Here is a 25,208-nt window from a genome sequence, read left to right as displayed (position 1 = left end):
GCCCTGATGTCTGGCACACTGAACTCCCATGGGGGTACCGACTGCGAGGATCACCGAAGACCACCAGCCGGCCACCGCGACCACCGAGGAGAGGCGCGAGGCCGCACCGCTGGGGCGAGACCGCACAGCCACACTTCTTGAACGGGTGAGGGCTCCGCGCCGCCCCCGACTGTGGTTCGAGATCCTGCTGATCGCGGTGAGCTACGCGGTCTACTCCACGATCCGCAACGCGGTGCCCGACCAGCGCGGACAGGCCCTGCGCAACGCCGACTGGATCTGGGAGACCGAACGCACCCTCGGGGTCGCCTTCGAGCACTCCGTCAACCATGCGGTCAGTGGCGTGACCTGGCTGATCGTGACGATGAACTACTACTACGCCACCCTGCACTTCGTGGTCACCCTCGGTGTCCTGGCCTGGCTGTTCCGCTCCCAGCCCGGGCGTTACGCGGCGGCCCGGCTGTCCCTGTTCGCCACCACCGCGCTCGCCTTGGTCGGCTTCTACCTCTTTCCGCTGGCCCCGCCCCGGCTGATGGAGAGCGTGCACTTCGTGGACACCGTGCAGCACCACCAGACCTGGGGCTCCACCGCTTCGGGCAACCTGGCGGACATGTCCAACCAGTACGCCGCGATGCCGTCCATGCACATCGGGTGGTCGGTCTGGTGCGGGATCACCCTGGTGGTGCTGGCCCGGCCGCTGTGGGTCCGGGTGCTCGGCGCCCTCTACCCCCTGGGCACCCTGGTGGTCATCGTCTGCACCGCCAACCACTTCTGGCTGGACGCGGTGGGCGGGCTGATCTGCCTGGCCGCCGGCTTCGGCGTCGCCACCCTGTGCTACGGCCGGCTGCCCTACCGCCTGCCCCGGCTGCTGCCCCCGACGGACGGGGCCTCCGACCTGCCGGCGGCTCAGCCGGCGGTGCGCTCCTCGCCGTAGAAGACCCGTTCCATCACCGCGCGGGCACGGCGGGTCACCCGACGGTAGTCGTCCAGCATCTGGCCGACGTGCCCGACCTCGTAGCCCAGGTAGCGGGCCACCGCGGCCAGTTCGCGCGGCTCGGAGGGGAAGGTGTCCCCCGGCCGCCCCCGTACCAGCATGGCGGCGTTCCGCACCCGGGTGGCCAGCACCCACGCCTCGTCCAGCACCCGCGCGTCCTCCTCCTCCAGCAGCCCCGCGTCCCGGGCGGCGGCCAGGGCGGGACGGGTGCTGGTGGTCCGCAGCTCGGGCAGCCGGTGGGCGTGCCGCATCTGCACCAGCTGGGCGGTCCACTCCACGTCGCTCAGACCACCCCGACCGAGCTTGACGTGGGTGGTCACATCAGCGCCCCGGGGCAGCCGCTCCCCCTCCATCCGGGCCTTGAGCCGGCGGATCTCGCGTTCCTGCTCCTCGGTCAGCCCCCCTTCCGGGTACCGCAGGGGGTCAATCAGCTCGACGAACCGGGCGCCCAGCTCCGGGTCGCCGGCGACCGGGGTGGCCCTCAGCAGGGCCTGGTACTCCCACACCAGCGACCAGCGCCGGTAGTACGCCTCGTAGGAGGCGAGGGAACGCACCAGGGGGCCGCTCTTGCCCTCGGGGCGCAGGTCGGTGTCGATCAGCAACGGAGGGTCGCTGCTGGGGAGTTGCAACAGCCGCCGCATCTCGTTGGCGACCGCGAAGGCGGCGCGGCTGGCCTCCTCCTCGTCGGCGTCGGGCGGCGGCTGGTGGACGAACAGCACGTCGGCGTCCGATCCGTAGCCCAGCTCCCGCCCTCCGAAGCGGCCCATGCCGATGACCGCGAACCGGGTGGGCAGGGTGTCGCCCCAACGGGCACGTACCGCCGCGCGCAGCGCGCCCGCCAGGGTGGCCGCGTTGAGGTCGGTGAGGGCGCTGCCGACCCGGTCCACCCCCACGCCGGGGTCGGCGTGGACGGGCACGTCGTCGGTGCCGTAGGCGCCCAGGATGTCGCCGGCACCGGTGCGGAACAGTTCGCGGCGGCGTACGCCACGGGCGGCGTCCACCGCCCCCTCGGCGTCCTGGGCGCGGCCGACGGCCGCCAGCACCTCCTGGGTCAGCGCCGTGCCGCTACGCGGCAGCAGCTCCTCGGGGCTGCGCAGCAGGGCGACCGCCTCCGGGGCCCGCAGCAGCAGGTCCGGGGCGAACCGGCCGGCCGACAGCACCCGGGCGAGGTTCTCCGCCGAGGCGCCCTCGTCCCGTAGCAGCCGCAGGTACCACGGGGTCTGGCCCAGGGCGTCGGAGACCTTGCGGAAGTTGAGCAGGCCGGCGTCCGGGTCGGCGGAGTCGGCGAACCAACCGAGGAGCACCGGCAGCAGGGTGCGTTGGATGGCGGCCTTGCGGCTGACGCCCGAGGCCAGCGCCTCCAGGTGGCGCAGCGCGGCGGCCGGGTCGGCGTACCCGAGGGCCTCCAGGCGCTGTCGGGCGGCGCGGGTGCTCAACCGGGTCTCGCCCAGGTCGAGTTGGGCGACCGCGTCCAGCAGCGGCCGGTAGAACAGCTTCTCGTGGAGTCGGCGCACCACCGAGGCGTGGCGGCGCCAGGTCTTGTTCAGTTCGGCGACCGGGTCGGTGCGGAAGCCCATGGAGCGGCCCAGCCGGCGGCGGTCGGTGTCCGCCTCGGGCATCAGGTGGGTGCGCCGCAGCTTGTACAGCTGGATGTGGTGCTCCAGGGTCCGCAGGAAGCGGTACGAGGCGTCGAGTTCGGCGGCGTCGGCGCGGCCGACGTACCCCCCGGCGGCGAGCGCGGCCAGGGCGTCCAGGGTGGTGGGGCTGCGCAGGGTGTCGTCGCTCCTGCCGTGCACCAGCTGGAGCAGCTGCACCGCGAACTCGACGTCCCGCAACCCGCCCGGGCCCAGCTTGAGTTCCCGGTCGACGTGCGAGGCGGGGATGTTCTCCACCACCCTGCGGCGCATCTGCTGGACGTCGGTGACGAAGTTGTCCCGCTCGGCGACCTGCCACACCATGGGCGCCAGCATGGCGACGTACTCCCTGCCCAGCTCCAGGTCGCCGGCCACCGGGCGGGCCTTCAACAGGGCCTGGAACTCCCAGGTCTTGGCCCAGCGCTGGTAGTACGCCAGGTGACTGCTGAGGGTGCGTACCAGCGGCCCGTTGCGGCCCTCCGGGCGCAGGTTGGCGTCCACCGGCCAGATGGTGCCCTCGGCCGTGGTGTCCGAGCAGATCCGCATCATCCGGGAGGCCAGCCGGGTGGCGGCCTGGAGTGCCTTCGCCTCGTCGGCGTGCTCTCCCACCTCGGTGGGCTCGGCGACGAAGATGACGTCCACGTCGGAGACGTAGTTCAGCTCCCGGCCGCCGCACTTGCCCATCCCGACGACGGACAGCCGGCAGGCCGAGGCGTCCTCGGGCGCCTCGGCCCGGGCCAGGGAGAGGGCCACCCGCAGGGTGGCGGTGGCCAGGTCGGCCAGCTCGGCGGCGGTCTGCGCCAGGTCGGTGGTGCCGCACACGTCGCGGGCGGCCACGGACATCAGACAGCGGCGGTACCGCACCCTCAGCTGGTCTGGGTCCTCCGCCTCGGACAGCAGGGCGACGAACTCGTCCACCCCCGGGTGCAGGTCGATGGACTCGTACGTCAACAGCACGTGCCAGTCCTCGGGGTGGCCGGCCAGGTGGTCGCCGAAGGCCTCGGACACCCCCAGGACGCCCAGCAGCCGGTCACGCAGCGGTTTGGCGGCGACCAGGGTGTCCAGCAGGGTCTGCCGCGAGGCGTCGGCCGGCTCCGGGGGCTGGGCCTCCACCAGCCGGGTCAGCCCGAACAGCGCCAGGTCCGGGTCGGCGGTGGCGCCCAGGGCGTCCAGCAGGCCGGTGTCGGTACTGATCGGTGCCAACTCCGGCGCGTCCAGCAGTCGTTCGGCGGCACCGGGGTCGGTGAACCCGAGTCGGACCAGTCGACTGAACCGGCTGTCCCGCCGCCCTCCGTGCCCCACCACCGTCTCAGGCCCTCCGCCCTCTCGTGTCGGTCACCGGTGTCGCCGTTCCTCACGACGCCGTGCTGTCGCCCCGTGGTGCCGGGCCCCACGCCGTGTGGTGCCGCGCCGTCCCGGACGGCGCTGTCACAACACCGGGAGGTTCTTGCGCAGTTCGAAGGCGGTGACCTCCGAGCGGTACTCCTCCCACTCCTGCTTCTTGTTACGCAGGAAGAAGTCGAAGACGTGCTCGCCCAGGGTCTCGGCGACCAGCTCGCTGCGCTCCATCAGGCTGATGGCCTCGCCGAGGTTCTGCGGCAGCGGGTCGATGCCCAGGGCGCGGCGTTCGGCGTCGGACAGCGCCCACACGTCGTCCTCGGCACCGGCGGGCAGTTCGTAGCCCTCCTCGATGCCCCGGAGTCCGGCGGCCAGCAGCACCGCGTACGCCAGGTAGGGGTTGGCGCCGGAGTCCAGGGAGCGGACCTCGACCCGGGTGGAGCCGATCTTGCCGGGCTTGTACATGGGCACCCGGATCAGCGCCGAGCGGTTGTTGTGGCCCCAGCAGATGTACGAGGGGGCCTCGCCGCCGGCGCCTGCGGTGCGCTGGGCCCCGCCCCAGATGCGCTTGTAGGAGTTGACCCACTGGTTGGTGACCGCGCAGATCTCGCCGGCGTGACGAAGCAGTCCGGCGATGAACGACCGGCCGACCTTGGAGAGTTGGTACTCCGCGCCGGACTCGTGGAAGGCGTTGCGGTCGCCCTCGAACAGCGACAGGTGGGTGTGCATCCCCGAACCGGGGTGCTCGGAGAACGGCTTGGGCATGAAGGTGGCCTGCACCCCCTGTTCCAGGGCCACCTGCTTCATCACCAGCCGGAAGGTCATGATGTTGTCGGCCGTGGACAGCGCGTCCGCGTAGCGCAGGTCGATCTCCTGCTGGCCGGGGGCGCCCTCGTGGTGGGAGAACTCCACGGAGATGCCCATCGACTCCAGCATGGTGATGGCCTGTCGACGGAAGTCCTGTCCGACGTGCTGGGGGGTGTGGTCGAAGTAGCCGGAGGAGTCGGCCGGCACCGGGCGGCTGCCGTCCATCGGCTTGTCCTTGAGCAGGAAGAACTCGACCTCGGGGTGGGTGTAGAAGGTGAATCCCAGCTCGGAGGTCTTGGCCAGGGTCCGCTTGAGGACGTAGCGGGGGTCGGCGTACGAGGGGGAGCCGTCGGGCATCAGGATGTCGCAGAACATCCGGGCCGTGCCCGGGGCCTCCGCGCGCCAGGGCAGGATCTGGAAGGTGCCGGGGTCGGGCTTGGCGATCATGTCCGACTCGTAGACGCGGGCGAAGCCCTCGATCGCCGAGCCGTCGAAGCCCATCCCCTCGTCGAAGGCCTGCTCCAGCTCGGCGGGGGCCACCGCGACGGACTTCAGGAATCCCAGGACGTCGGTGAACCAGAGCCGGACGAACCGGATGTCGCGCTCCTCCAGGGTGCGGAGTACGAATTCCTGCTGCTTGTCCATGTCCACATCCACCCACTTCTCGCTGGTCGAACGGTCCACCGGAGTGCGAGGGCACACCGTCGCGCCCCGAGCATCTCACCCCCGGGTTTCCCCGGGGTTGCGCGTCCGCCCCTCGGCGGGCCGGCCGGTCCGCCTCGCTCATTGTGGGCCAGCGGATGGGGCGGGTCGAACGGATACGGGGCCGCGCCAGTGATCCGCGCCAGCGACCCGTGCCGATGACCCGCGCCGGTCATCGGCGCCGACGCCCGGGCTCACAGTTCGGGGTCGTCGTCCACCCGGGAGACCAGCCGCTGCCGGGAACGCTGGAGGCGCCGGGCGATCACCTGGGCGACCGCCCGCACCAGGTCCCGACCCAGCTCCGGGTCGCGGTCGCACAGGCTCCGCACCTGGTCGGCGGGGAACTCCAGGGCGTGGACGGCGGTGTGGGTGCGGGCGCTCAGCTGCCAGGTGTGCGGGGCGAACAACCAGGACCAGCCCAGCAGGTCGCCGCCGTGCAGGGTCTCGACCATCAGGGGGTGTTCTCCCGGCGGTCGCAGGTCCAGCACCACCGATCCGCTCAGCAGCACCCAGAACCGGTCCGCCTTGCGGCCCTCGTGAAAGAGCCGCTGGTCGGCGGGGAGGCGCACCTCAGTGGCCAGTTCCCTGAGCCTGTCCTCCTGCTGCGGGGTGAGCGCGCTGAGGAACCCTGGTGTTCCGCGCATCGTGGTCTCCCTCCTGCACGGGCTGGCCCGGTGTGCCGTCCGAGGGGTCGTCCACGGACGGCGCCGGGACTGTGGGCTGACAGCTGAGGAACGGTGCCGCTGAGGACGCTCACCCCACCGGGACCAGCAGGACCGGGCAGTCGGCGTGGTGGAGCAAGGCGTGGGTGACGGGCCCGAGTTGGAGCGCCAGCCGTCGGTGGCGGCGGCGCACTGTCAACAGTACGAGGTCGGCGTGCCGACTGGCTTCGACCAGGGCGTGACCGGGCTGTCCGTACACCGTCTCGGCGACCGCCTCGACCTCGGGGAAGTCCGGGCGGCAGGAGGCCACCACCTCGCGGGCCACCTGGTCGGCGGCCTGGGCGATCCGCTCCGACTCGTCCTGCACCCAGGCGGTGGGGGGCGGCACCATCGAGGGGTAGGTGGGGTACTGCCAGGCGTGCACCACCCGGAGCCTGGCCCCGCGCAGTCGGGCCTCCTCGAAGGCCCGCCGTGGCCCGCCCGGCTCCGGCCGGTCGTCGACCCCGTAGAGCAGTTCCCCGGCGGGGGCGGTACGGCGCTCACCGCGCACCACCAGCAGCGGCCCCGGGTTGTGGGCGGCCACCCGCAGGCTGACCGAGCCCAGGAGCAGGCCCACGAAGCCGCCGCGTCCCCGGGTGCCCAGCACCGTGAGGCGGTCGGGTGCGCCGTGCCGCAGCAGCGCGTCGGCGGCCGGTTCGGTGCTCATGGTGGAGCGGACCTCGACCTCGGGGTGTTCCCTGCGCACCTGGTCGGTGACCTGGCGCAGGGTCTCCTCGGCCTGTCGGTAGAGGGGGTGGGAGCCGGGGTCGGCGGGGTCGGGGTGCCCGGTACCGCCGTCCTCCGGGGAGGTGCCGCGCGGGCCGAACAGGGTTTCGTGCGGTGCCGGGCTGTGCGTCCACGGCCAGCCGCAGACCAGTTCCAGGGGGACGTGGCGCAGGGCCGCCTCGGCGACCGCGCCGTCCAGGGCCCGCAGCGAGTGTTCCGATCCGTCGATGCCGACCACCACGGTGGTCGGAGGTCTCGGCTGTGCGTCCATCCCTCTCCCCCTTCCGCCCGTCTCCCGTCGCCGTCACGTCGCGAGACGGGCCGGTGGGCGCCCACGGGCGGGCGCGCCCGGGGCGCGGCGTTCGGCCGGCCCGGTCTCCAGCCTCGGCCCCTCGGGGTCGGTGCGCCACCGGTACGGGAGGGCCCGGGCGGACGGAGGGGGAGCGGGCCCGGGCGGGGGTACGGGAACGCCCGGCCGGACGAGGCCGGCCGGGCGCCGGGGCCGGGTCGTGAGACCCGGCCCCGTGGGGATCACTCCACCACGTTGAGCAGCAGGTTCGGCGAACCGGTGCCGGGGTTCTGGACGACGTCCTTGGCGGCGCCCTCCACCAGCGCGGTGCCGGTCTCCTCCGGGGTGGCGTCGGGGTGTCCGCCCAGGTACAGGGCGGCGGCGCCGGCCACGTGCGGGGTGGCCATGGAGGTGCCCGAGATGGTCTGGGTGGCGTCGTCACCGGTGTTCCACGCCGCCGTGATGTCCACGCCGGGCGCGAACAGGTCCAGGGTCGGGCCCCAGTTGCTGAAGGTGGCGGCGTCGTCGTTCCGGTCGGTGGCGCCGACCGTCAGGGCCTCCTGGACCCGGGCCGGCGAGGTGCTGCCGGCGTCGGAGGCGTCGTTGCCGGCGGCGACCGCGTAGGTCACGCCGGAGGCGATGGAGTTGCGCACCGCCTCGTCGAGGGCCTCGTTGGCGCCTCCGCCCAGGGACATGTTGGCGACCGAGGGGCCGGAGTGGTTCTGGGTGACCCAGTCGATGCCGCCGACGACGCCCTCGATGGTGCCGGAGCCACTGTCGTTCAGCACCCGTACGGCGACCACGTTGGCCTTCTTGGCCACGCCGTGCAGGGCGCCGGCGACGGTGCTGGCGACGTGGGTGCCGTGGCCGTTGCCGTCCTGGGCCTCGTCGTCGCCGTCCACGGCGTCGTAGCCGTCGGTCGCCCGGCCCTCGAAGTCCTGGTGGCTGACCCGGACCCCGGTGTCGATGATGTAGGCGGTGACGCCCTCACCGGCGGTGTCGGGGTAGGTGTACTTGCCGTCCAGCGGCAGGTTCTCCTGGTCGATCCGGTCCAGGCCCCAGTTGGGCGGGTTCTCCTGGGTGGCGGCCAGTTGGACCTTCTGGTTGGCGTACACCTTGTCGACCGCCGGGTCGGCGGCCAGCTCGCGGGCCTCCTGGGCGGTCATCTTGGCGGAGTAGCCGTTGAGGGCCTGACGGTAGGTGCGTCTGATCTCGCCACCGTGCTTGGTGATCACGGACTTGCCCTCACCGGAGGCGACCCGTGCGGTGGACTTCTTGAGGGTGACGATGTAGCTGCCGGCGATGGCGTCGGCGGACTTGGCGCCGATCACGGTGCCGGTCGGGGTGGCGGCCTGGGCCGGTCCGGCCATCAGGGCGCCTGCGGCCGCGGTGGCGGCGGCCACCGTGACGGCGATGCCGATACGGGTGCTACGGCTGGTCCTGCTGGATGAGCGCTGCTGTGTCATCGCGAGATCCTCGCCTCGTGGGGGGTGCCCCTGGGGGGCGGACAGGTGGAGCGCGCCAGGGTGAACGCCGGTTGACACGGGCGAACGCGCCCCGGCGAAACGGGAGTTAAGCGCAGCGCCCGAGGGCCGACAAGAGGTCCGGGAAAGGAACGCGAGGCGTTTTGGCGGACAATTCCCCACAGGTCGTACGTCGCGGGTTTAGCCCCCATCGGCGGTGCGGCGTCTCAACTCCCGTTCCCCGGAGGCCCTCCGTCCGTGCCCTCCCGGGTGGCCTGGTCCAGCCAGCCCATCCGGGCCGCGCGCAGCCCCAGCTGGAAGCGGGTGGTGGCCCCGTGCCGGTGCATCAGCGACTGCAACCGCCGCTGGAAGGTGCGGTAGCTCACGCCCAGTTGACGGGCCATCACCTGGTCGGTGACCCCGGTGGTCAGCAGGGCCAGCAGCCGGGCCTCCTCCGTGGTGGGCGTACCGGGTGCCGGGGCGCCCACCACGGAGGGGCCCCGGTCGAGGTACTCCGACAGCGGCAGAGCGGTCGACCACAGCGTCTCGAACAGCGCGACCAGCGCCCTGAGCAGCCCGGAAGCGTGCACCACCACGGCTCCGGTCAGTTCGTCCGGCGCGGTCAGCAGAGGCAGCAGCGCCACCCGGTCGTCGGCGAGGACCATCTTGGTGGGCGCCTGGCTCATCACCCGGGCCTCCTCGCCGAGTTCGGCGCTGGCGGCCACGTCCAGGTGGAAACGGTGCTGGTGGGAGGCGAGCGCCTCGCTGTCGTAGAGGACCCGGTAGCGCACCCCGCGCCGCATGGTGGGCTCCTGGAGCGGCATCATCCCGGTCTTGGGGTCCAGCCGGTCCGGGCCGTTGTTGACGTAGGGCGGGCGGTCGATGCCCCGTATCTGCCGCTGGGCGGCCCGTTGGAGCTGGTCCACGCGTTGGATGACGGCGGCCCGGCCGGTGATGACCTCGACCACGTCCAGCCGGTCGGGGCCGCCAGCGCCCAGCCGGTAGCGGGCGGCCAGCCGCTCGACGTGTTCCCGGGCGTGACGCAGTTGCTCCTCCCGCCGCCCCAGCAGGGCCCCGAGGGCGACGTCCGGCGGGGCGGCGCGGAACCGGGCCTGACCGTTGTGGTCCGTGAACCGGCCCACCAGCCCGAGCCGTTCCAACTCGGTCAGCCGGGTGGAGGTCCGGGCGGCCGAGAGGCCCAGCCGCTCACGCAGTTCGGAGGCGGACGACGGGCCGTCCACCAGCGTCTCGTAGACGCGTTGGAGTACGGGGTCCAGGCCCATGGCGTCCCACATGGCCGCATCCTCGGGAGCTGTCGCATTCACGTCAATGGCACATCCACGCCAACTCCCCTTCGCAATCGAACGGTCACCCTCCGAAGGGAACCCCTCCTCGACGGGACATAGCGTCAGTTGGACGATTAGAGTGGGCCCGTGCCTCAACTACGTCTCGCGCTCAACCAGATCGACTCCCTCGTCGGCGACCTCGCCCACAACGCGGAGTCGGTGATCCACTGGACCCGGCACTCCGTCGAGCGGGGCGCCCACCTCGTCGCCTTCCCCGAGATGGCGCTGACCGGCTACCCGGTCGAGGACCTGGCCCTGCGCTCCTCCTTCGTGGAGGCCAGCCGGGCCGCGCTGCGGGCCCTCGCCGAGCGGCTCGACCGGGAGGGGCTGGGCCACGTCCCGGTGGTCGTCGGCTACCTGGACCGGGTGGAGGAGGCGCAGCCGATCTACGGACAGCCCGCCGGCGCCCCGCAGAACGCCGCGGCGGTGCTGCACCAGGGCCGGATCGCCCTCACCTACGCCAAGCACCACCTCCCCAACTACGGGGTGTTCGACGAGTTCCGCTACTTCGTCCCCGGCCAGACCCTGCCGGTGATCCGGGTGTCCGGGGTGGACGTGGCGCTGGCGATCTGCGAGGACCTGTGGCAGGACGGCGGACGGGTACCGGCCGCGCGTGAGGCCGGCGCGGGCCTGCTGCTGTCGGTCAACGCCTCCCCGTACGAGCGGGACAAGGACGACACCCGCCTGGAGCTGGTCCGCAAGCGCGCCCAGGAGGCCGGCTGCACCACCGCCTACCTGGCGATGACCGGCGGCCAGGACGAGCTGGTCTTCGACGGCGACTCCCTGGTGGTGGACCGCGACGGCCGGGTGCTCGCCCGGGCCGCGCAGTTCGAGGAGCAGTGCCTGCTGCTCGACCTGACGCTGCCGGCCGCCGGTACGGCTCCGAGCGGCCTCCTGGACGACGGGCTGCGGATCGAGCACCGGGTGCTGTCCACCGAGCCGCCCCGGGAGGACGGGCCGGCCACCACGACGGCCGCCGCACCGGACACCGGGCGGGTGGCCCCTCGGCTGGACGACCTGGAGGAGGTCTACTCCGCCCTGGTGCTGGGCCTGCGGGCGTACGCGGTCAAGAACGGTTTCCGCTCGGTGCTCATCGGCCTGTCCGGGGGCATCGACTCCTCCCTGGTGGCCGCCCTGGCCTGCGACGCGGTGGGGGCGGAGAACGTCCACGGGGTGTCGATGCCCTCGCGGTACTCCTCCGACCACTCCCGCTCCGACGCCGAGGAACTGGCCCGGCGTACCGGCCTCCACTTCCGCACGGTGCCCATCGAGCCGATGTTCGCGACCTACATGGAGGCCCTGGGGCTGACCGGCCTGGCCGAGGAGAACCTCCAGGCCCGACTGCGCGGCACCCTGCTGATGGGGCTGTCCAACCAGGAGGGCCACATCGTGCTGGCCCCCGGCAACAAGTCCGAGCTGGCCTGCGGCTACTCCACGCTGTACGGCGACTCGGTGGGCGCCTACGGCCCCATCAAGGACGTCTACAAGAGCACCGTCTTCCGCCTGGCCCGCTGGCGCAACCAGAAGGCCGAGGAGCGGGGCGAGACCCCGCCCATCCCGGAGTCCTCCATCAGCAAGCCGCCCAGCGCCGAGCTGCGGCCCGGCCAGGTGGACAGCGACTCGCTGCCGGACTACGAGGTGCTGGACGCCGTACTGGAGCGGTACGTGGACCGGGACCAGGGGCTGGAGCAGATCGTCGCCCAGGGCTTCGACCCGGAGGTGGTGGCCCGGGTGCTGAGGATGACCGACGCCGCCGAGTACAAGCGGCGGCAGTATCCGCCCGGCACCAAGATCTCCCCCAAGGGGTTCGGCAAGGACCGCAGGCTGCCGATCACCAACGGCTGGCGGGAGAGGAGCCGCTGACCGACGCCGGCGGCTCCCCTCCCGGTCGGGCTCAACCGGCGTACTCGGCCCGCTCGTTGACGTCCGAGGACCGCTCCTCCCCACGGGCCACCACCCGGGAGGCGGTGGGCGCGGACCGGCGCTCCTGCCAGCCGGACAACAGCGCCAGGAGCAGCCCCAACAGGGCCAGGCAGGCACCGACCAGGGTGGGCGAGGTCCAACCCCAGCCGGCGGCGATGGCCGCCCCGCCGAGCCAGGCGCCGCCCGCGTTGGCCAGGTTGAACGCCGAGTGGTTGGAGGCCGAGGCCAGGGTCGGCGCGTGCTGGGCGGCCCGCATCACCAGCATCTGGAGCGGGGTGGTGGTCATGAAGCCGAAGGCTCCCAGCAGCGTGATCGTCACCAGCGCCAACGGCCGGTGGTGCACGGTGAAGTGGAAGGCCACCAGCAGTACCGCCAGGGCGCCCAGCGAACCGCACAGGGTGCCGCGCAGCGCCCGGTCGGTGAGGGGACCGGCGGCCAGCGCCCCGAGGGTCATCCCGATGCCGAAGAGGGCGAGCACCCAGGTGACCGAGCCGTCGGAGAGTCCGGTGACCTCGGTGACCATGGAGGCGAGGTAGCTGTAGACGGCGAAGACGCCGCCGAAGCCCAGCACCGCGGTCAACAGCCCCATCACCACCTGGGGGTTGCCCAGGGCGCGTACCTCCCGGCCCAGTCCGCCCCGGGGTTCGGCGGGCAGCTGCGGCACCAGCAGGGTCAGCGCCCCCATGGACAGCAGGCCGATGGCGGTGACCACCAGGAAGGTGGCGCGCCATCCCAGTTGCTGCCCCAGCGCGGTGGCGGCGGGTACGCCGACGATGTTGGCGACCGTCAGCCCGAGGAACATGGTGGCCACGGCGCGGGCCCGGCGCTCCTCCCGTACCAGCCGGGAGGCGACGACGGCCCCCAGCCCGAAGAAGGCACCGTGGGGGAGGCCGGACAGCACCCGGCCGATGAGCAGCGTCTCGAATCCGGGCGCCAACGCGGACCCGAGGTTGCCGAGGGTGAACAGGCCCATGAGCGCGACCAGCATCCGCTTGCGGGGAATCCGGGTACCGAGCGAGGTCAGCAGTGGGGCGCCGATCACCACGCCGATGGCGTAGGCGGAGACCAGGTGGCCGGCACTGGGGACGCTGGTGCCGAGGTCCTGGGCGACCTGTGGCAGCAACCCCATCATCACGAACTCGGTGGTACCGATTCCGAAGGCGCTGATCGCGAGGGCGAGCAAGGCCAAGGGCATGAGTGGTGGACCTTCCTGGTGGTGGGGAGAGTCGTCGACAGACGGCAACTCGGTATGTTCCTGCTGGGAACAAATTCTGCCGACACCGAGATTCCCACGGGTGACGGGCACTTTTCCACTGGGAGAACCCTGGCCACGCCGCTGACCAGCACCAAGGCCGAAAGCGGTGAGGGGGTTCACATTCCAGGCGCCGAGAGGCCCCGCCCGCACCTCCACCCGACCCGACGCCGCGCCCCGTTCCGCTACGCCGCCCACCCTCCCGGACCCCGAAGGGCGCCCCGGACGACCGCCGCGTCAACTCACCCCGCCCACCCGGGAGTCGGACCACCGGGGCGCGCCTCCGGGGAGGCTCCGAGCCCGGTACGGGTGTCGTCCCGCTCACGCGGCTCGCTTCGGAGGGAGGACTGAGGGGGCGAGCGTGGGCGGGTCGGCGGGCTCAACGTGGAGCCGTGTCGGAACGTCCCCCCGTACGGCCTCACCACCGGCAGCCCTTTGTCGTGGGCCTGGTGGGTCCGGTCAGTGGGCTGGCCGATCGGGCGGACCGTGACCGTGTTCACGCCCACCACCGCCTCCCCCGACTGCCGCGAGCTGAGCGGCGCGGAGTCCGGCGGGCCTCCGTAGACGTCCCAGAAGTCGGTCTCCACCCGGCCGGGCGCGATCAGGGTGACGCCGACCCCGTCCTCGGTCACCAGCCGTCGGGCGTTCTCCGCCGGACCGGTCACCGCGTACTTGGTCGCGCCGTGGAGGTCGCCGGCCGGGCCCGCCGTCCGACCACGCGGGCGCGCACCCCGCGATCAGCCACAACGTCCGCGTCGTACCCGGTGGTTGACGCCTGGAGCGCGTCCCACGTACCGGAGGCGACCGCGCCCGACCAGCAGGTCACCCCGGAGGCCTCCCGTGGATCAGCGGGTCACAGCTGAACGGAGGCGGCCACCGGAAGGTGGTCGCTGCCGGTGCCCGGCAGGGTCCAGGAGGACACCGGCTCCACGCCCCGCACCATGATCTGGTCGATCCGCGCCATGGGGAAGCTCGACGGCCAGCTGAAGCCGAACCCGTCACCGGCCGCGCCCTCGGTGGAACGCATCTGGGAGGTGACCGGGGCCAGGGCGCGGTCGTTCATGGTGCCGTTGAGGTCCCCCATCAGCACCTTGCGGTCCACCCGCTCCTGGGCGATGGCGTCCCCCAACGCCTGGGCGGCGCGGTCCCGTTGACCGGCGGTGAACCCGGAGCGGAACTCCACCCGCACCGAGGGCAGGTGGGCGACGTAGACCGCCAGTTCACCCGACGGGGTGGTCACCGTGGTGCGCATGGCGCGCGGCCAGCCCATCCTGATGTCCACGCTGTGGGTGTCCCGCAACGGCGTCTTGCTCCACACCCCGACGGTGCCCTGGACCACGTGGTACGGGTACCGCGCCCGCAACTCCCCCTGGTACCGGGCGACCTGCGAGGTGGCCAGCTCCTGGAGGGCGATCACATCCGCGTCCGACCCCAGCAACTGCCGGGCGGTGCCCTTCGGGTCGGGGTTGTCGGCGCTCACGTTGTGGGTCATCAGCACCAGGTCGCCGCCCGAACCGGACTTGTCGCTCAGCAGCCCGCCGAAGAGGTTGAACCACACCAGTACCGGGACCAGGGTCGCCACCAGCGCGGTCACCGACCTGCGCAGTACGGCGGCCACCAGCAGCGGCAGGATCGCCAGCCCGCCCCACGGCAGGAAGGTCTCCCACAACGACCCCAGGTTGCCGATGGAGTTGGGGATCTTCGAGTGGAAGGACATCGCGATCCCCAGCAGCAGGGCGCACCCGGCGATCACCAGCCCGCGACGCCAGATCCCGGGGCGGTCCCACCGCCCGAGAAACCGTCGTCCACCGTGGCCTCGCCGCGTGTCCGGGTCCGTCGACCGCGCGGCCTCCGCCATATACGCCCCTGCCATTCGCCGTCCTCACTCGCCCCGAGGGTCCCCGATATGCGGGGAACGATAGGCGATCACCATCAGTGATCGAAAAATCCAGGTCAGCCGGGGAAAGACCCGGGCCCGATGTCCCTTGGGACGAGTGCGCCGGGAGGTGAAGTTCCACATCGCGGGGACCGGCGGGTCACCGTGACCGAATCAGCACACTACGGATCCGTCCCGTTCGCCACCCCCGGGAGGGGACCGGGTCTCAGCGGGTGCCGCCCGAGGAGGGTCCCGGCATCGCCAGGGCCACCACCACCGCGCCCAGCAGCGCCACGGCGGCGGCCCCCAGCACGGTCAGGTGCATGGCGTGGACGAAGGCGCCCCGCGCTTGTTCGGCCAGCACCTGCCCGGAGGGGCCGGCCCGGGCGGTGAGGGCGAGGGTGGCCTCGATGGACTCCCCCGCCTCGTGCCGTACCCGGGCGGGCAGGGCGACCAGCTTGTCCTGGATGCCGCCCCGGTACGCGGTGGACAGGAAGGACCCCAGGACGGCCACCCCGAGGGCTCCGCCCACCTGGCGGAAGGTGTTGTTGATGGCCGACCCGGAGCCGGCCTTCTCCCGGGGCAGCGACTGCATGATGGAGGTCGTGGCCGGGGGCATGATGTGCGCCATCGCGGTGCCCTGGAAGAAGAACAGCACCAGCATCGCCCATACGGGAGTGTGCTGGTCCAGCAGCGTGAAGCCGGTGAAGGCCAGGGCCAGCGCGACCATTCCGCCGGTACACACCGCGCGGGCCCCGAACCGGTCGACCACCAGACGGGCCCGTGGGGCGAACATCATCTGCGCCAGGGCCAGCGGTAGCAGCATCAGCCCGGACTGGAGGGGCGAGTAGCCCCGCACGCTCTGTAGGTAGAACACCCCGAAGAAGGTCACCCCCATCAGCGCGAAGAACACCAGGGCGATGGCGGTGACGGCGGCGGAGAAGGTGGGGTCGCGGAAGTAGCGCACGTCCAGGGCCGGATGCTCGCTCCGGCGCTCGTAGAGCACGAAGGCCACCAGCACCAGCAACCCGCCGACCAGGGTGAACAGCACCTCGGGGGAACCGAAGTCGGCGAGCTGGCCGCCCTTGATGATCCCGTAGACCAGCAGCACCAGACCCACCACGGACAGCAGGACCCCCAGGGGATCCAGCCGGCCCGGCGCGGGGTCGCGGGAGTCCGGCACCAGCCAGAGCATCGCGGCGATGGCGACCAGCACGATGGGCACGTTGACGAGGAAGACCGAGCCCCACCAGAAGTGGGCCAGCAGCAGCCCTCCGGTGACCGGGCCGATGGCGATGGCCAGTCCCACCGCCCCGGTCCAGATCCCGATGGCCTTGGGCTGCTCGTCCCGTTCGAAGACGTTCATCAGGATGGCCAGGGTCGCCGGCATCACGAAGGCGCCGCCGAAGCCCATCATCGCGCGGAACGCGATCAGTTGACCCGGCGAGGTGGACATCGCGGCCAGCACCGAACCGAGCCCGAAGACCACCATGCCGAACAGCAACACCCGTTTGCGGCCCCAGCGGTCCCCCAGCAGTCCGGCGGTGAACAGCAGCCCGGCGAACACCAGGGTGTAGGCGTTGACGCCCCACTCCAACTGGCTCTGACTGGCGCCCAACCCCACCGGGTCCGGCTCGGCGATGGTCTTGAGGGCCACGTTCAGGATGGAGTTGTCCAGGACCACGATCAGCAGGCTGAACATCAGCACCACGAGGATCGCCCACCGACGCCGGTGCACCGCCTCCGGGACACCGCTGGCGGCGCCAGCCTCCGCACGGGTCGGGTTCGCGTCCGCTGAGGTCATGCCGTCCAGGCTAGGGGCTCTCCCGGATCACCGCCGGCCTCACCGAGGCCCCGGAGAACCCCGGGACCCGACGGCCAGGTCGACCCCCGCCCCCGACCGGCCGGTAGGTTCTCCGATTCCCGCCGGCCGCTTCCCTTCGGGGGGTGGCGGATGCACCATGGACAGCGATCCGGGGACGCCGTCAGGGCGCCTCGAGACGACTTCAAGGAGCCGAAGCTCATGACGCAGCACACCCCTGCGCGCGCACGGAGCGGCCAGGACCCGAAACCCAACGCCACCCTCTACGGCGGCGCCCGCACCCGTCGGGTGACCGTACGGGACGTCGCCGCCGCCAAGGAGCGCGGCGAGAAGTGGGCGATGCTCACCGCCTACGACGCGATGACCGCCTCGGTCTTCGACGACGCGGGCATACCCGTACTCCTCGTCGGCGACTCCATGGGCAACTGTCACCTGGGCTACGAGACCACGGTGCCGGTGACCATGGACGAGATCGCCATGCTGTCCGCCGCCGTGGTACGCGGCAACCAGCGCTCGCTGATCATCGCCGACCTGCCGTTCGGCGCCTACCAGGAGGGCCCCACCCAGGCACTGCGCAACGCCACCCGGCTGGTCAAGGAGTCCGGTGTGGGAGCGGTGAAGCTGGAGGGCGGTGAACGCTCCCTGGCCCAGACCGAACTGCTGGTCGCCTCGGGCATCCCGGTGATGGCCCACCTGGGCCTGACCCCGCAGTCGGTGCACGCCATGGGGTACCGCGTACAGGGCCGTGGCGAGGAGGACGCCCAACTGCTGCTGCGGGACGCCAAGGCCGCCCAGGAGGCCGGGGCCTTCGCCCTGGTGCTGGAGATGGTGCCCGAGCAACTGGCCGCCGAGGTCACCCGCTCCCTGCAGATCCCCACCGTGGGCATCGGCGCCGGCGCCGAGTGCGACGCCCAGGTGCTGGTGTGGACGGACATGATGGGCCTCACCTCGGGCCGGCTGCCGCGCTTCGTGAAGCAGTACGCCCAGCTGCGGGAGACCATGACCTCCGCCGCCCGGGAGTTCGCCGACGAGGTGAAGGGCTCCGCCTTCCCGACCTCGGAACACACGTTCAGCAGCTGACCCCCGACACCCCGGTGGGCCGGCACCACAGGACGGCCCACCGGGGCGCGGGCACCCGTTCGTCCACCGCGCTGTGTACGGTCGGTGCCCATGACCGCTACCACCACCCGTTCCCCCCAGCGCGTCAGCCCCGTGTTCCTCGGGCTGGTGGCCGCGATGGTCGTCAGCGGCTGGGCGGTCTGGCACGGGTTCGGGGACCTGACCGGCCTCGCCGTGTTCGCCTTCGTGGTCAGCGGCTGGGTGGTCTCCCTGTGCCTCCACGAGTACGCCCACGCACGGCTCGCCCTGCACTACGGCGACCTCGGGGTGGCGGCGCGCGGCTACCTCACCCTCAACCCCCTGCGGTACACCCACCCGCTGCTCAGCATCGGGCTGCCCCTGCTGTTCGTGGTCATGGGCGGCATCGGGCTGCCCGGCGGCGCGGTGTTCATCGAGCGCGGGCGCATCCGGGGCCGACTGCGGCACAGCCTGATCTCGGCCGCCGGCCCGCTCACCAACCTCGTCTTCGCGCTGCTGCTCACCGCGCCGTTCTGGCTGGGCTGGGTGGACGCCGACACCCCCGCCGCGGCCCGTTGCGCACTGGCCTTCCTGGCGATGCTCCAGATGACGGCGGCCCTGCTCAACTCCCTGCCGGTGCCCGGCCTGGACGGCTACGGGGTACTGGAACCCTGGCTGTCACCATCCGTGCGGCGGCAGGTCGAACCCTTCGCGCCCTTCGGGCTGCTGGTGGTGTTCGCCTGCCTGTGGGTACCGGAGATCAATACGGTCTTCTGGGACCTGGTGGACTGGCTGATGGACCTGCTCGGCGTCACCGGGTGGGAGACCCGCTACGGGCTGGAGTACTTCCGCTTCTGGCAGGGCCAGCCCCAGAACGTGATCCTGCCCGGCTGACACCCGCCGGACCTCTGCCCCGCGACCTCCGGGGCCGCGAGGCGCGTCAGCCCGGTCGGCCGGACCGCTCGGTCGGGTCCTCCTCCAGACGGGCCCTGCGCCAGTGGTACCAGGCCATGTTGGAGCACAGCCCCGCCAGCAGCACCCAGACCACACCCAGCAGGTTGCCGTTGACGAAGGAGACCACGGCGGCGATCAGGGCCAGGACACACAGCGCCGTGAGGGCGGCGGCCAGGCGGCGCGGGGTGAGTGGCGGCGGAGCGGAGGCGGGCATGGGGGCGGTTCTCCCGGAACGGTGGACAGCTGCCGTCATTGTCCCCCATGCCCGCGTGCCCCCGGTCGGCGGGCGAGCGGGCGGCCCGCTCAGATGTCGGTGAGCCGTACTCCGGCGTGGGCCTTGTAGCGGCGGTTGACCGAGATCAGGTTGGCCACCAGCGCCTCCACCTGGTGGGCGTTACGCAACCGGCCGGCGAACACCCCCCGCATCCCCGGGATGCGGGAGGCCAGCGCCTGCACGATCTCGCAGTCCGCCCGTACCTCCCCCAGCACCATCACGTCGGTGTCGATGCGCTCCACCTCGGGGTCCGACAGCAGCACCGCCGACAGGTGGTGGAAGGCCGCCGTGACCCGGGACTCCGGCAGCAGTACCGCGGCCTGCTGGGCGGCGCTGCCCTCCTCGGGGGTGAGCGGGTAGGCGCCCTTCTTGTCGAAGCCCAGCGGGTTGACGCAGTCGACGACCAGCTTTCCCCGCAGCGGTTCGCGCAGGGACTCCAGGGTGGCGGCGTGCCCCTCCCAGGGGACGGCCACGATCACCACGTCACTGCGTTCGGCGCACTCCGCGTTGTCGGCGCCGGCCACCCCGTGCCCCAGCTCCTCGGCGGCGGCCCGGGCCCGTTCGGCCGACCGGGAGCCGATCACCACGGACTGGCCGGCCTGGGCGAACCGGTAGGCCAGCCCCCGGCCCTGGTCGCCGGTTCCTCCCAGCACCCCCACGGTCAGGTCGTGGACGTCGGGCAGTTCCCAGGGGTCCTTCGCGGGTGCCTTGCTGGCGGTGGGGTTCTCCGTCGCGGGGTTCTCAGTCATGGTGCCGATCCTGCCAGTCGCCCGGGCGGGGCGGGTCGAGGGGCGGCCGGGTCGTCGCGGCGACGGCGGGAACGTCCCCGGACACGTCCTCGGGGCTGCCGGAGCGGGGAGCGCCGGGAAATCGTTTGCCACCCTCCAGGGGCCGTCGGCACGATGAACCCTCGTGAACCCGAAGCTCAGGGCTGTGCTGCCCGACCTGTCGCCCTGGCGCTCCTCCCGCGACTACCGGCTGATGTGGTGCGCGGGGGCGATCACCGTCTTCGGCAGCTTCATCTCCCTGGTGGCGCTTCCCCTCCAGCTCAAGCAGCTCACCGGGTCCACGACCGCCGTGGGCGCCCTGGGGGCCGTGGAGCTGGTCCCGATGATCGTGTTCGGGCTCTACGGCGGCGCGCTGGCGGACGCGGTGGACCGTCGGAAGCTGATCCTGGGCAGCGAGATCGCCCTGGGGCTGATCGCCGTGGGCCTGTGGGGCAACGCGCTGCTTCCCGAGCCCCTGGTGTGGCCGCTGTACGCGGCGGCGGCGCTGACCAGCGCCCTGGTGGGCATCCAGCGTCCGGCACTGGACGCGGTGATCCCCCGGATCGTGCCGCACGAGCAGCTCAGCGCCGCGGCGGCCCTCAACTCGCTGCGCTGGCAGGTCGGGGCCATCGCCGGCCCGGCCCTGTCCGGCTTCCTCATCGCCTACGCCGGTCTCGAAATCGCCTACGCCGTGGACGCGTTGACCTTCGCGGTGTCGGTACTCCTCGCCGTACGCCTCAGCCCCCAGCCACCCGGTGAGGGCGCGACCCGACCCTCGGTACGGGGCGTCTTCGAGGGCGCCCGCTACGCCTGGACCCGCAAGGAACTGCTGGGCACCTACGCCATCGACATCGCCGCGATGTTCTTCGCGTTCCCGATGGCCCTGTTCCCCTTCCTCGCCGACCGGTTGGACGCCCAGTGGGCCCTGGGACTGATGTACGCGATGATGCCGCTGGGTTCCCTGCTGGTCAGCGCGACCAGCGGCTGGACCGGGCGGGTCCACCGGCACGGCCGGGCCGTGGTGTACGCCGCGATGGCCTGGGGCTCGGCCATGGCACTGGTGGGCTGGGCGACGAACATCTGGCTGGTGCTGGCCCTGATCGCGGTGGCCGGCGCCTGCGACATGGTCAGCGGCATCTTCCGCACCACCCTGTGGAACCAGACCATCCCCGACGAACTGCGGGGCCGGCTGGCCGGCATCGAGCTGCTGTCGTACTCCACGGGGCCGCAGTTGGGCCAGCTGAGGTCGGGCGCGGTGGCCTCGCTGACCTCGGTACGTACCTCGATCTGGTCCGGCGGAGTGGCGGGCGTCCTCGCGGTGGGCGCGCTCGCGGTGTGCCTGCCGGCGCTGATGTCGTACGACAGCCGTACCAGCGAGCACGCCCGACTCCTGCGGGAGCGTCGGGGCTCCGCCCCGAAGGCGGCGGGCTGAGCCCCGGAGCGTCAACGGAGGGGCGGTCAGGCGCCCTCGGCCCGCTGGTCACCCCCACCGGAGGCGTTGTCGTTCCAGCGGCTGTCGTTCTCCCACTTCACGTTGCGGTCGCGGGCGGTCTCCAGGGCGTGGTGGGCCTCCTCGCGGGTGGCGTAGGGGCCCATACGGTTCTTCGCGGGGCACTCCGGCCCCTCCTCGACCTTGTGGTGTTCGAGGCAGTAGTACCACTCGCCGGCCTTGCCGGACGTCTTGCGCCGAAAGAGAGCCATGACGCCATGCTGCCCGAGGAGCGGCGAACCCGACCAGCGCTAGACTCCCTCGCATGTCTGGCCAGTCCTCACTCGTCCCCGGCACCCAGTCCCCGAGGCGTACGGTGCCCGCCTCCATCCCACGCCCCGAGTACGTGGGCCGTCCCGCCCCCACCCCGTACACCGGTTCCGAGGTGCAGGACGCGGAAACCGTCGAGCTGATGCGGATCGCCGGCGGCATCGCCGCCCGCGCGCTGCGGGAGGCGGCCTCGTACATCGCCCCCGGAGTCACCACGGACAAGCTGGACGAGGTCGCGCACACCTACATGTGCGACCACGGCGCCTACCCCTCGACCCTGGGTTACCGGGGCTTCCCCAAGTCGCTGTGCACCTCGCTGAACGAGGTCATCTGTCACGGCATCCCCGACTCCACGGTGATCCAGGACGGCGACATCGTGAACCTCGACGTCACCGCCTACATCGGGGGCGTCCACGGGGACACCAACGCCACCTACCTGTGCGGCGACGTGGACGAGGAGTCCCGGCTGCTGGTGGAGCGCACCCGGGAGGCGCTGAACCGGGCGATCAAGGCGGTCAGGCCGGGCCGGCAGATCAACGTCATCGGCCGGGTCATCGAGTCCTACGCCAAGCGCTTCGGCTACGGGGTGGTGCGGGACTTCACCGGCCACGGCATCAACAGTTCGTTCCACTCCGGCCTGATCATCCCGCACTACGACGACGAGCGGGCGACCACCGTGATGCGGCCCGGGATGACCTTCACCATCGAGCCGATGCTCACCCTGGGCACCCACACCTGGGACATGTGGGAGGACGGCTGGACCGTGGTCACCAAGGACCGCGAGCGCAGCGCCCAGTTCGAGCACACCCTGGTGGTCACCGACGACGGCGCCGAGGTCCTCACGCTGCCCTGACTCCGGCTCCGACCGCTCTCACTTCACGACTGTGGCCCCGGCCCCCGCAAGGTGGACCGGGGCCACAGTCGTGCCGGGGCACAGCCGGTCTCCCCACCCGGCCCCGGCCTCACAGCCGGGCGGTCCCGGGCTCGGGGCGGGGCTCCACCCCGACGCCCTACGACGTCGCCAGGGCCATCGGCGCCAGCCAGGCCCGGCTTGGGCCTCCTCCGCCACGGCCTCGATACCCGCGAGACACCGCACCGGAGCGGAGTGCCCCGGGAGGCACGGCGCCCGACTCTCAGCCCGCCCCCTCTGGCCTGCCGCCCCTGTCGTTCTGTCCCGTCTGGCCCCCACTGTCCGTTCGTGGACAGGAGATGGTGGCACGAACTGGCCACACTGTGACGTTCTGGTGAGGGTTATACCGACAGTACGTCGGAAAGACTGCTGCCATGAACCCGCAGCCGTTCGCCACCATGCTCCGAGACGCGTCCAAGGAGCAGCACTCGGCCGCCACCCGCGCCCCGTTCATCAGCGAACTGGCCGCCGGCACCCTGTCCCTGTCCTCCTACACCCGGTACACCGAGCAACTCTGGTGCGTGTACACCGCCTTGGAGCGGCCCTGGGAGCGGCTGGCAGCCGATCCGGTGGCCGGCCCCTTCCTCCGCCCCGAGCTTCGGCGACTGGAGGCCCTGGAACGGGACCTCGACCACCTGCACCAGGGCGACCACTGGCGGGACACGGTGCGCCCCCTGCCCGCCACCGAGGCCTACGCGGCACGGGTGACCGAGGTCGCCGAGCGCTGGCCGGGCGGTTACGTGGCCCACCACTACACCCGTTACCTCGGCGATCTCTCGGGGGGCCAGGTCATCCGGGGCACCGCGGAGCGGGTCTGGGGTTTCGCCTCCAAGGGCGACGGTGTGCGGTTCTACGTCTTCGACGGCATACGGAACCCGGCCGCCTTCAAGCGGGAGTACCGCGCGCTGCTGGACGCGTTGCCGGTGGACGAGTGCGAGCGTCAGCGCATCGTCGACGAGTGCCTCCACGCCTTCCGTCTCAACACCGGGCTTTTCCGTGAACTGAGCGAGGAGTTGCCGATGTCCGCCTGACCCTCTCCGAGGGGTCGGCGACTTCCTCGGGAGAGGCGGAGGCGGACCCTCCGGGCTCGTTGCGAAGGCGCTCAACGGTGCGGGTAAGGTTCCTTCCTGCGGAACGCCGGCGGGGAGGGTACTCCAGGGTGAAGGCGCTGAAAGCGCGACGGCTGCGTGGGTTCGCCGTGACGACGATGATCACGGCCACACTGACGACAAGCCTGTCAGGATGCATGACAGTCCACGGCGAGACCGCCGTGGTTCCCACAGTCACCGAGGACGAGGCACACAAGGTCCTCAAGAAGTACACGCGGGTCAGCAACAAGGCGAACGTCGAGTTCGACGCGGAACTCAACTCCACCGTCGAGACCGGGGTGTTGGGCTCCATCGACGAGGCGGGGCTGAAGTCCCACAAGAAGGTCAAGCCCGAGGGCGACCCCGGCTACAAGAAGCTCAAGCTCACCGACGTCAACCTGCTGATACCCCAACAGGCGGGCTGGCCCAAGCACTTCGTGGCCGACACCCACAGCAGCCGCGCCCCGGCGGGGCGTCGCTGGGTCTACCTCTTCCAACGGGAGAACGCCGAGAGCGGCTGGAAGGCCAGCTACCTGCTGTCGGTGAAGGAAGAGGTCATGCCCGAGTTCGCCAAGGACAAGGAGGGCTACGCCGAGCCGCTGTCCGCGAACGACGACTCCACCCTGGTCCCGCCCGAAAAACTCAGCCAGTCCTACGTGACCTTCCTCAGGGACGGCGGGGACAACTACGCCGAGGGCGAGTACACCCACGAGCTGAGGACGAAGCGGGACCAGACCGCCAAGCGCAACAAGAACGTCACCACCGAGTGGACCGACACCCCGGCCAAGCCGCCGCAGTTCGAGCCCTACGGGCTGCGTACCAAGGGCGGTGGCGCCTTCGTGTTCGTGGCCTCCCACCACACCAGCGTGCAGACGGTGCGCAAGGGCGTGAAGCTCAACATCCCACCCCTGGTACGGGCGATGATGAGCGGCACTCCCCAACGCACGGTGACCTATGTGCGGATCGCCGAGTCAGGTGTGATGGTCCCGCCCAGGTCGGAAAGCGACGGCAAGCTGTCGGTTATCGGCCTCAACGACGGGATGACCTCGGCCGAGGGCAAGTAACCCGGCCTCGACAGGGGCCAGTTGGCACACCTCCGCTGACCTCCGGGCCCCGCTCTCTCCCCTCCTGTACTCCCGGCTTCCGCCGGAGGGCGGGACGGCACCTCTCCGAGGGGACTGGCCCTGATCGTCGGGGACACTGTCGCGGTCGAGCAGCACGGGGGACGCCACCTCTTCGAGGGGACTGGCCCCTTCCCGGGCAGGCCGGTTCCCGAGGGTGAGGCGCCCGGTGGGCGTTCACCCGCCCTGGGCCCGGCCAGCACTGGTCGTCGCCGGCGCAGTGGTTCCTGGGGGTGAGTTCTTAGGGGTGGGTTCTTGGGGGCGGACTCTTGGGGTCGCGGGCAGGGCGGCAGGCGGCAGGCGGCAGGCGGCAGGCGGCAGGCGGCAGGCGGCAGGCGGCAGGCGGCAGGCGGCAGGCGGCAGGCGGCAGGCGGCAGGCGGCAGGCGG

The 25,208-nt window shown here is 71.8% G+C and carries 20 protein-coding genes and 1 pseudogene; 8 read left to right on the top strand and 13 right to left on the bottom strand.

Annotated elements, in window-relative coordinates:
- The first annotated feature begins 28 nt into the window (after positions 1-28).
- Positions 29-931, top strand: a complete 903-nt coding sequence (locus tag ABZT14_RS08630; RefSeq protein ID WP_356298717.1) for a phosphatase PAP2 family protein — start codon at positions 29-31, stop codon at positions 929-931.
- Here ABZT14_RS08630 and ABZT14_RS08625 read toward each other — a convergent pair.
- The 6 genes from ABZT14_RS08625 to ABZT14_RS08600 form a co-directional block, all read right to left on the bottom strand.
- The gene (locus ABZT14_RS08625; protein WP_356299306.1) at positions 904-3,927 is read right to left on the bottom strand and encodes a bifunctional [glutamine synthetase] adenylyltransferase/[glutamine synthetase]-adenylyl-L-tyrosine phosphorylase; all 3,024 of its coding nucleotides are present in this window, start codon (positions 3,925-3,927) and stop codon (positions 904-906) included. The two genes, ABZT14_RS08630 and ABZT14_RS08625, sit on opposite strands and share 28 nt — an antisense overlap.
- Positions 3,928-4,053: 126 nt before the next feature.
- The gene (glnA, locus tag ABZT14_RS08620) at positions 4,054-5,415 is read right to left on the bottom strand and encodes a type I glutamate--ammonia ligase (protein WP_356298716.1); all 1,362 of its coding nucleotides are present in this window, start codon (positions 5,413-5,415) and stop codon (positions 4,054-4,056) included.
- 251 nt (positions 5,416-5,666) lie between these two features.
- Positions 5,667-6,116: a cyclic nucleotide-binding domain-containing protein gene (locus ABZT14_RS08615; RefSeq protein WP_356298714.1), complete on the bottom strand. Its 450-nt coding sequence runs from the start codon at positions 6,114-6,116 to the stop codon at positions 5,667-5,669.
- A gap of 109 nt (positions 6,117-6,225) precedes the next feature.
- On the bottom strand, positions 6,226-7,170 hold the full coding sequence (locus ABZT14_RS08610) for a universal stress protein (RefSeq protein WP_356298712.1): 945 nt from the start codon (positions 7,168-7,170) through the stop codon (positions 6,226-6,228).
- Positions 7,171-7,430: 260 nt separating this feature from the next.
- The gene (locus tag ABZT14_RS08605; protein WP_356298710.1) at positions 7,431-8,654 is read right to left on the bottom strand and encodes a S8 family peptidase; all 1,224 of its coding nucleotides are present in this window, start codon (positions 8,652-8,654) and stop codon (positions 7,431-7,433) included.
- A gap of 224 nt (positions 8,655-8,878) precedes the next feature.
- Complete coding sequence (locus ABZT14_RS08600) at positions 8,879-9,976, bottom strand: DUF6879 family protein (RefSeq protein WP_356298708.1); 1,098 nt, start codon at positions 9,974-9,976, stop codon at positions 8,879-8,881.
- A 108-nt stretch (positions 9,977-10,084) separates the two neighbouring features.
- On the opposite strand from ABZT14_RS08600, the gene ABZT14_RS08595 reads away from it, so the two are divergent.
- On the top strand, positions 10,085-11,860 hold the full coding sequence (locus ABZT14_RS08595; RefSeq protein ID WP_356298706.1) for an NAD+ synthase: 1,776 nt from the start codon (positions 10,085-10,087) through the stop codon (positions 11,858-11,860).
- A 31-nt stretch (positions 11,861-11,891) separates the two neighbouring features.
- Here the strand turns inward: ABZT14_RS08595 and ABZT14_RS08590 are convergent, their stop codons facing one another.
- The 4 genes and pseudogenes from ABZT14_RS08590 to ABZT14_RS08575 all read right to left on the bottom strand — a co-directional run bounded on the left by ABZT14_RS08590 (position 11,892) and on the right by ABZT14_RS08575 (position 16,852).
- Positions 11,892-13,115, bottom strand: coding sequence for an MFS transporter (locus tag ABZT14_RS08590; RefSeq protein ID WP_356298705.1), 1,224 nt, complete (start codon positions 13,113-13,115; stop codon positions 11,892-11,894).
- Between the two features lie 521 nt (positions 13,116-13,636).
- Positions 13,637-13,867: pseudogene (locus tag ABZT14_RS08585) on the bottom strand (short-chain dehydrogenase); the annotation flags it as partial.
- 158 nt (positions 13,868-14,025) lie between these two features.
- The gene (locus tag ABZT14_RS08580; protein WP_356299304.1) at positions 14,026-15,030 is read right to left on the bottom strand and encodes an endonuclease/exonuclease/phosphatase family protein; all 1,005 of its coding nucleotides are present in this window, start codon (positions 15,028-15,030) and stop codon (positions 14,026-14,028) included.
- A 244-nt stretch (positions 15,031-15,274) separates the two neighbouring features.
- Complete coding sequence (locus ABZT14_RS08575) at positions 15,275-16,852, bottom strand: MFS transporter (protein ID WP_356298703.1); 1,578 nt, start codon at positions 16,850-16,852, stop codon at positions 15,275-15,277.
- A 219-nt stretch (positions 16,853-17,071) separates the two neighbouring features.
- Here ABZT14_RS08575 and panB point away from each other — a divergent pair, with 219 nt between their 5' ends.
- Together panB and ABZT14_RS08565 are read left to right on the top strand one after the other, a co-directional pair.
- Positions 17,072-17,950, top strand: coding sequence for a 3-methyl-2-oxobutanoate hydroxymethyltransferase (gene panB, locus ABZT14_RS08570; protein ID WP_356298701.1), 879 nt, complete (start codon positions 17,072-17,074; stop codon positions 17,948-17,950).
- A 90-nt stretch (positions 17,951-18,040) separates the two neighbouring features.
- A complete protein-coding gene (locus tag ABZT14_RS08565) occupies positions 18,041-18,841 on the top strand; it encodes a site-2 protease family protein (protein ID WP_356298699.1) in 801 nt (266 codons plus the stop codon).
- Positions 18,842-18,887: 46 nt separating this feature from the next.
- Here the strand turns inward: ABZT14_RS08565 and ABZT14_RS08560 are convergent, their stop codons facing one another.
- Both ABZT14_RS08560 and npdG read right to left on the bottom strand, forming a co-directional pair.
- Entirely contained in the window at positions 18,888-19,115 is a 228-nt protein-coding gene (locus tag ABZT14_RS08560; protein WP_356298697.1) for a hypothetical protein, read from the bottom strand.
- Positions 19,116-19,204: 89 nt separating this feature from the next.
- Complete coding sequence (npdG, locus tag ABZT14_RS08555) at positions 19,205-19,924, bottom strand: NADPH-dependent F420 reductase (RefSeq protein WP_356298695.1); 720 nt, start codon at positions 19,922-19,924, stop codon at positions 19,205-19,207.
- Positions 19,925-20,087: 163 nt separating this feature from the next.
- Between npdG and ABZT14_RS08550 the strand changes: the two genes are divergently transcribed.
- Positions 20,088-21,374: an MFS transporter gene (locus ABZT14_RS08550; RefSeq protein ID WP_356298693.1), complete on the top strand. Its 1,287-nt coding sequence runs from the start codon at positions 20,088-20,090 to the stop codon at positions 21,372-21,374.
- 26 nt (positions 21,375-21,400) lie between these two features.
- Here ABZT14_RS08550 and ABZT14_RS08545 read toward each other — a convergent pair whose 3' ends face one another.
- Complete coding sequence (locus ABZT14_RS08545) at positions 21,401-21,643, bottom strand: hypothetical protein (protein WP_356298691.1); 243 nt, start codon at positions 21,641-21,643, stop codon at positions 21,401-21,403.
- Between the two features lie 53 nt (positions 21,644-21,696).
- Between ABZT14_RS08545 and map the strand changes: the two genes are divergently transcribed.
- The 3 genes from map to ABZT14_RS08530 all read left to right on the top strand — a co-directional run bounded on the left by map (position 21,697) and on the right by ABZT14_RS08530 (position 24,763).
- On the top strand, positions 21,697-22,554 hold the full coding sequence (gene map / locus ABZT14_RS08540) for a type I methionyl aminopeptidase (RefSeq protein WP_356298688.1): 858 nt from the start codon (positions 21,697-21,699) through the stop codon (positions 22,552-22,554).
- A 431-nt stretch (positions 22,555-22,985) separates the two neighbouring features.
- Positions 22,986-23,642: a biliverdin-producing heme oxygenase gene (locus tag ABZT14_RS08535; protein ID WP_356298686.1), complete on the top strand. Its 657-nt coding sequence runs from the start codon at positions 22,986-22,988 to the stop codon at positions 23,640-23,642.
- 215 nt (positions 23,643-23,857) lie between these two features.
- Positions 23,858-24,763 (top strand): hypothetical protein, encoded by a 906-nt coding sequence (locus ABZT14_RS08530; protein WP_356298685.1) that lies wholly within the window; start codon positions 23,858-23,860, stop codon positions 24,761-24,763.
- Positions 24,764-25,208 lie beyond the last annotated feature (445 nt).

The organism is Streptomyces sp. NPDC005438, assembly GCF_040606315.1.
Classification (GTDB): Bacteria; Actinomycetota; Actinomycetes; order Streptomycetales; family Streptomycetaceae; genus Streptomyces.
This window is presented reverse-complemented; position numbering and strand designations above follow the sequence as displayed.

Bases quoted from the DNA above. Each gene is read 5' to 3' on its own strand.
- ABZT14_RS08545 (WP_356298691.1), bottom strand. From the start codon at position 21,643: ATGGCTCTCTTTCGGCGCAAGACGTCCGGCAAGGCCGGCGAGTGGTAC.
- map (WP_356298688.1), top strand. From the start codon at position 21,697: ATGTCTGGCCAGTCCTCACTCGTCCCCGGCACCCAGTCCCCGAGGCGT.
- npdG (WP_356298695.1), bottom strand. From the start codon at position 19,924: ATGACTGAGAACCCCGCGACGGAGAACCCCACCGCCAGCAAGGCACCC.
- ABZT14_RS08580 (WP_356299304.1), bottom strand. From the start codon at position 15,030: ATGGCGGAGGCCGCGCGGTCGACGGACCCGGACACGCGGCGAGGCCAC.
- ABZT14_RS08605 (WP_356298710.1), bottom strand. From the start codon at position 8,654: ATGACACAGCAGCGCTCATCCAGCAGGACCAGCCGTAGCACCCGTATC.
- ABZT14_RS08610 (WP_356298712.1), bottom strand. From the start codon at position 7,170: ATGGACGCACAGCCGAGACCTCCGACCACCGTGGTGGTCGGCATCGAC.
- ABZT14_RS08615 (WP_356298714.1), bottom strand. From the start codon at position 6,116: ATGCGCGGAACACCAGGGTTCCTCAGCGCGCTCACCCCGCAGCAGGAG.
- ABZT14_RS08565 (WP_356298699.1), top strand. From the start codon at position 18,041: ATGACCGCTACCACCACCCGTTCCCCCCAGCGCGTCAGCCCCGTGTTC.
- ABZT14_RS08530 (WP_356298685.1), top strand. From the start codon at position 23,858: ATGACAGTCCACGGCGAGACCGCCGTGGTTCCCACAGTCACCGAGGAC.
- ABZT14_RS08535 (WP_356298686.1), top strand. From the start codon at position 22,986: ATGAACCCGCAGCCGTTCGCCACCATGCTCCGAGACGCGTCCAAGGAG.
- glnA (WP_356298716.1), bottom strand. From the start codon at position 5,415: ATGGACAAGCAGCAGGAATTCGTACTCCGCACCCTGGAGGAGCGCGAC.
- ABZT14_RS08630 (WP_356298717.1), top strand. From the start codon at position 29: ATGGGGGTACCGACTGCGAGGATCACCGAAGACCACCAGCCGGCCACC.
- ABZT14_RS08560 (WP_356298697.1), bottom strand. From the start codon at position 19,115: ATGCCCGCCTCCGCTCCGCCGCCACTCACCCCGCGCCGCCTGGCCGCC.
- ABZT14_RS08575 (WP_356298703.1), bottom strand. From the start codon at position 16,852: ATGACCTCAGCGGACGCGAACCCGACCCGTGCGGAGGCTGGCGCCGCC.
- ABZT14_RS08590 (WP_356298705.1), bottom strand. From the start codon at position 13,115: ATGCCCTTGGCCTTGCTCGCCCTCGCGATCAGCGCCTTCGGAATCGGT.
- panB (WP_356298701.1), top strand. From the start codon at position 17,072: ATGACGCAGCACACCCCTGCGCGCGCACGGAGCGGCCAGGACCCGAAA.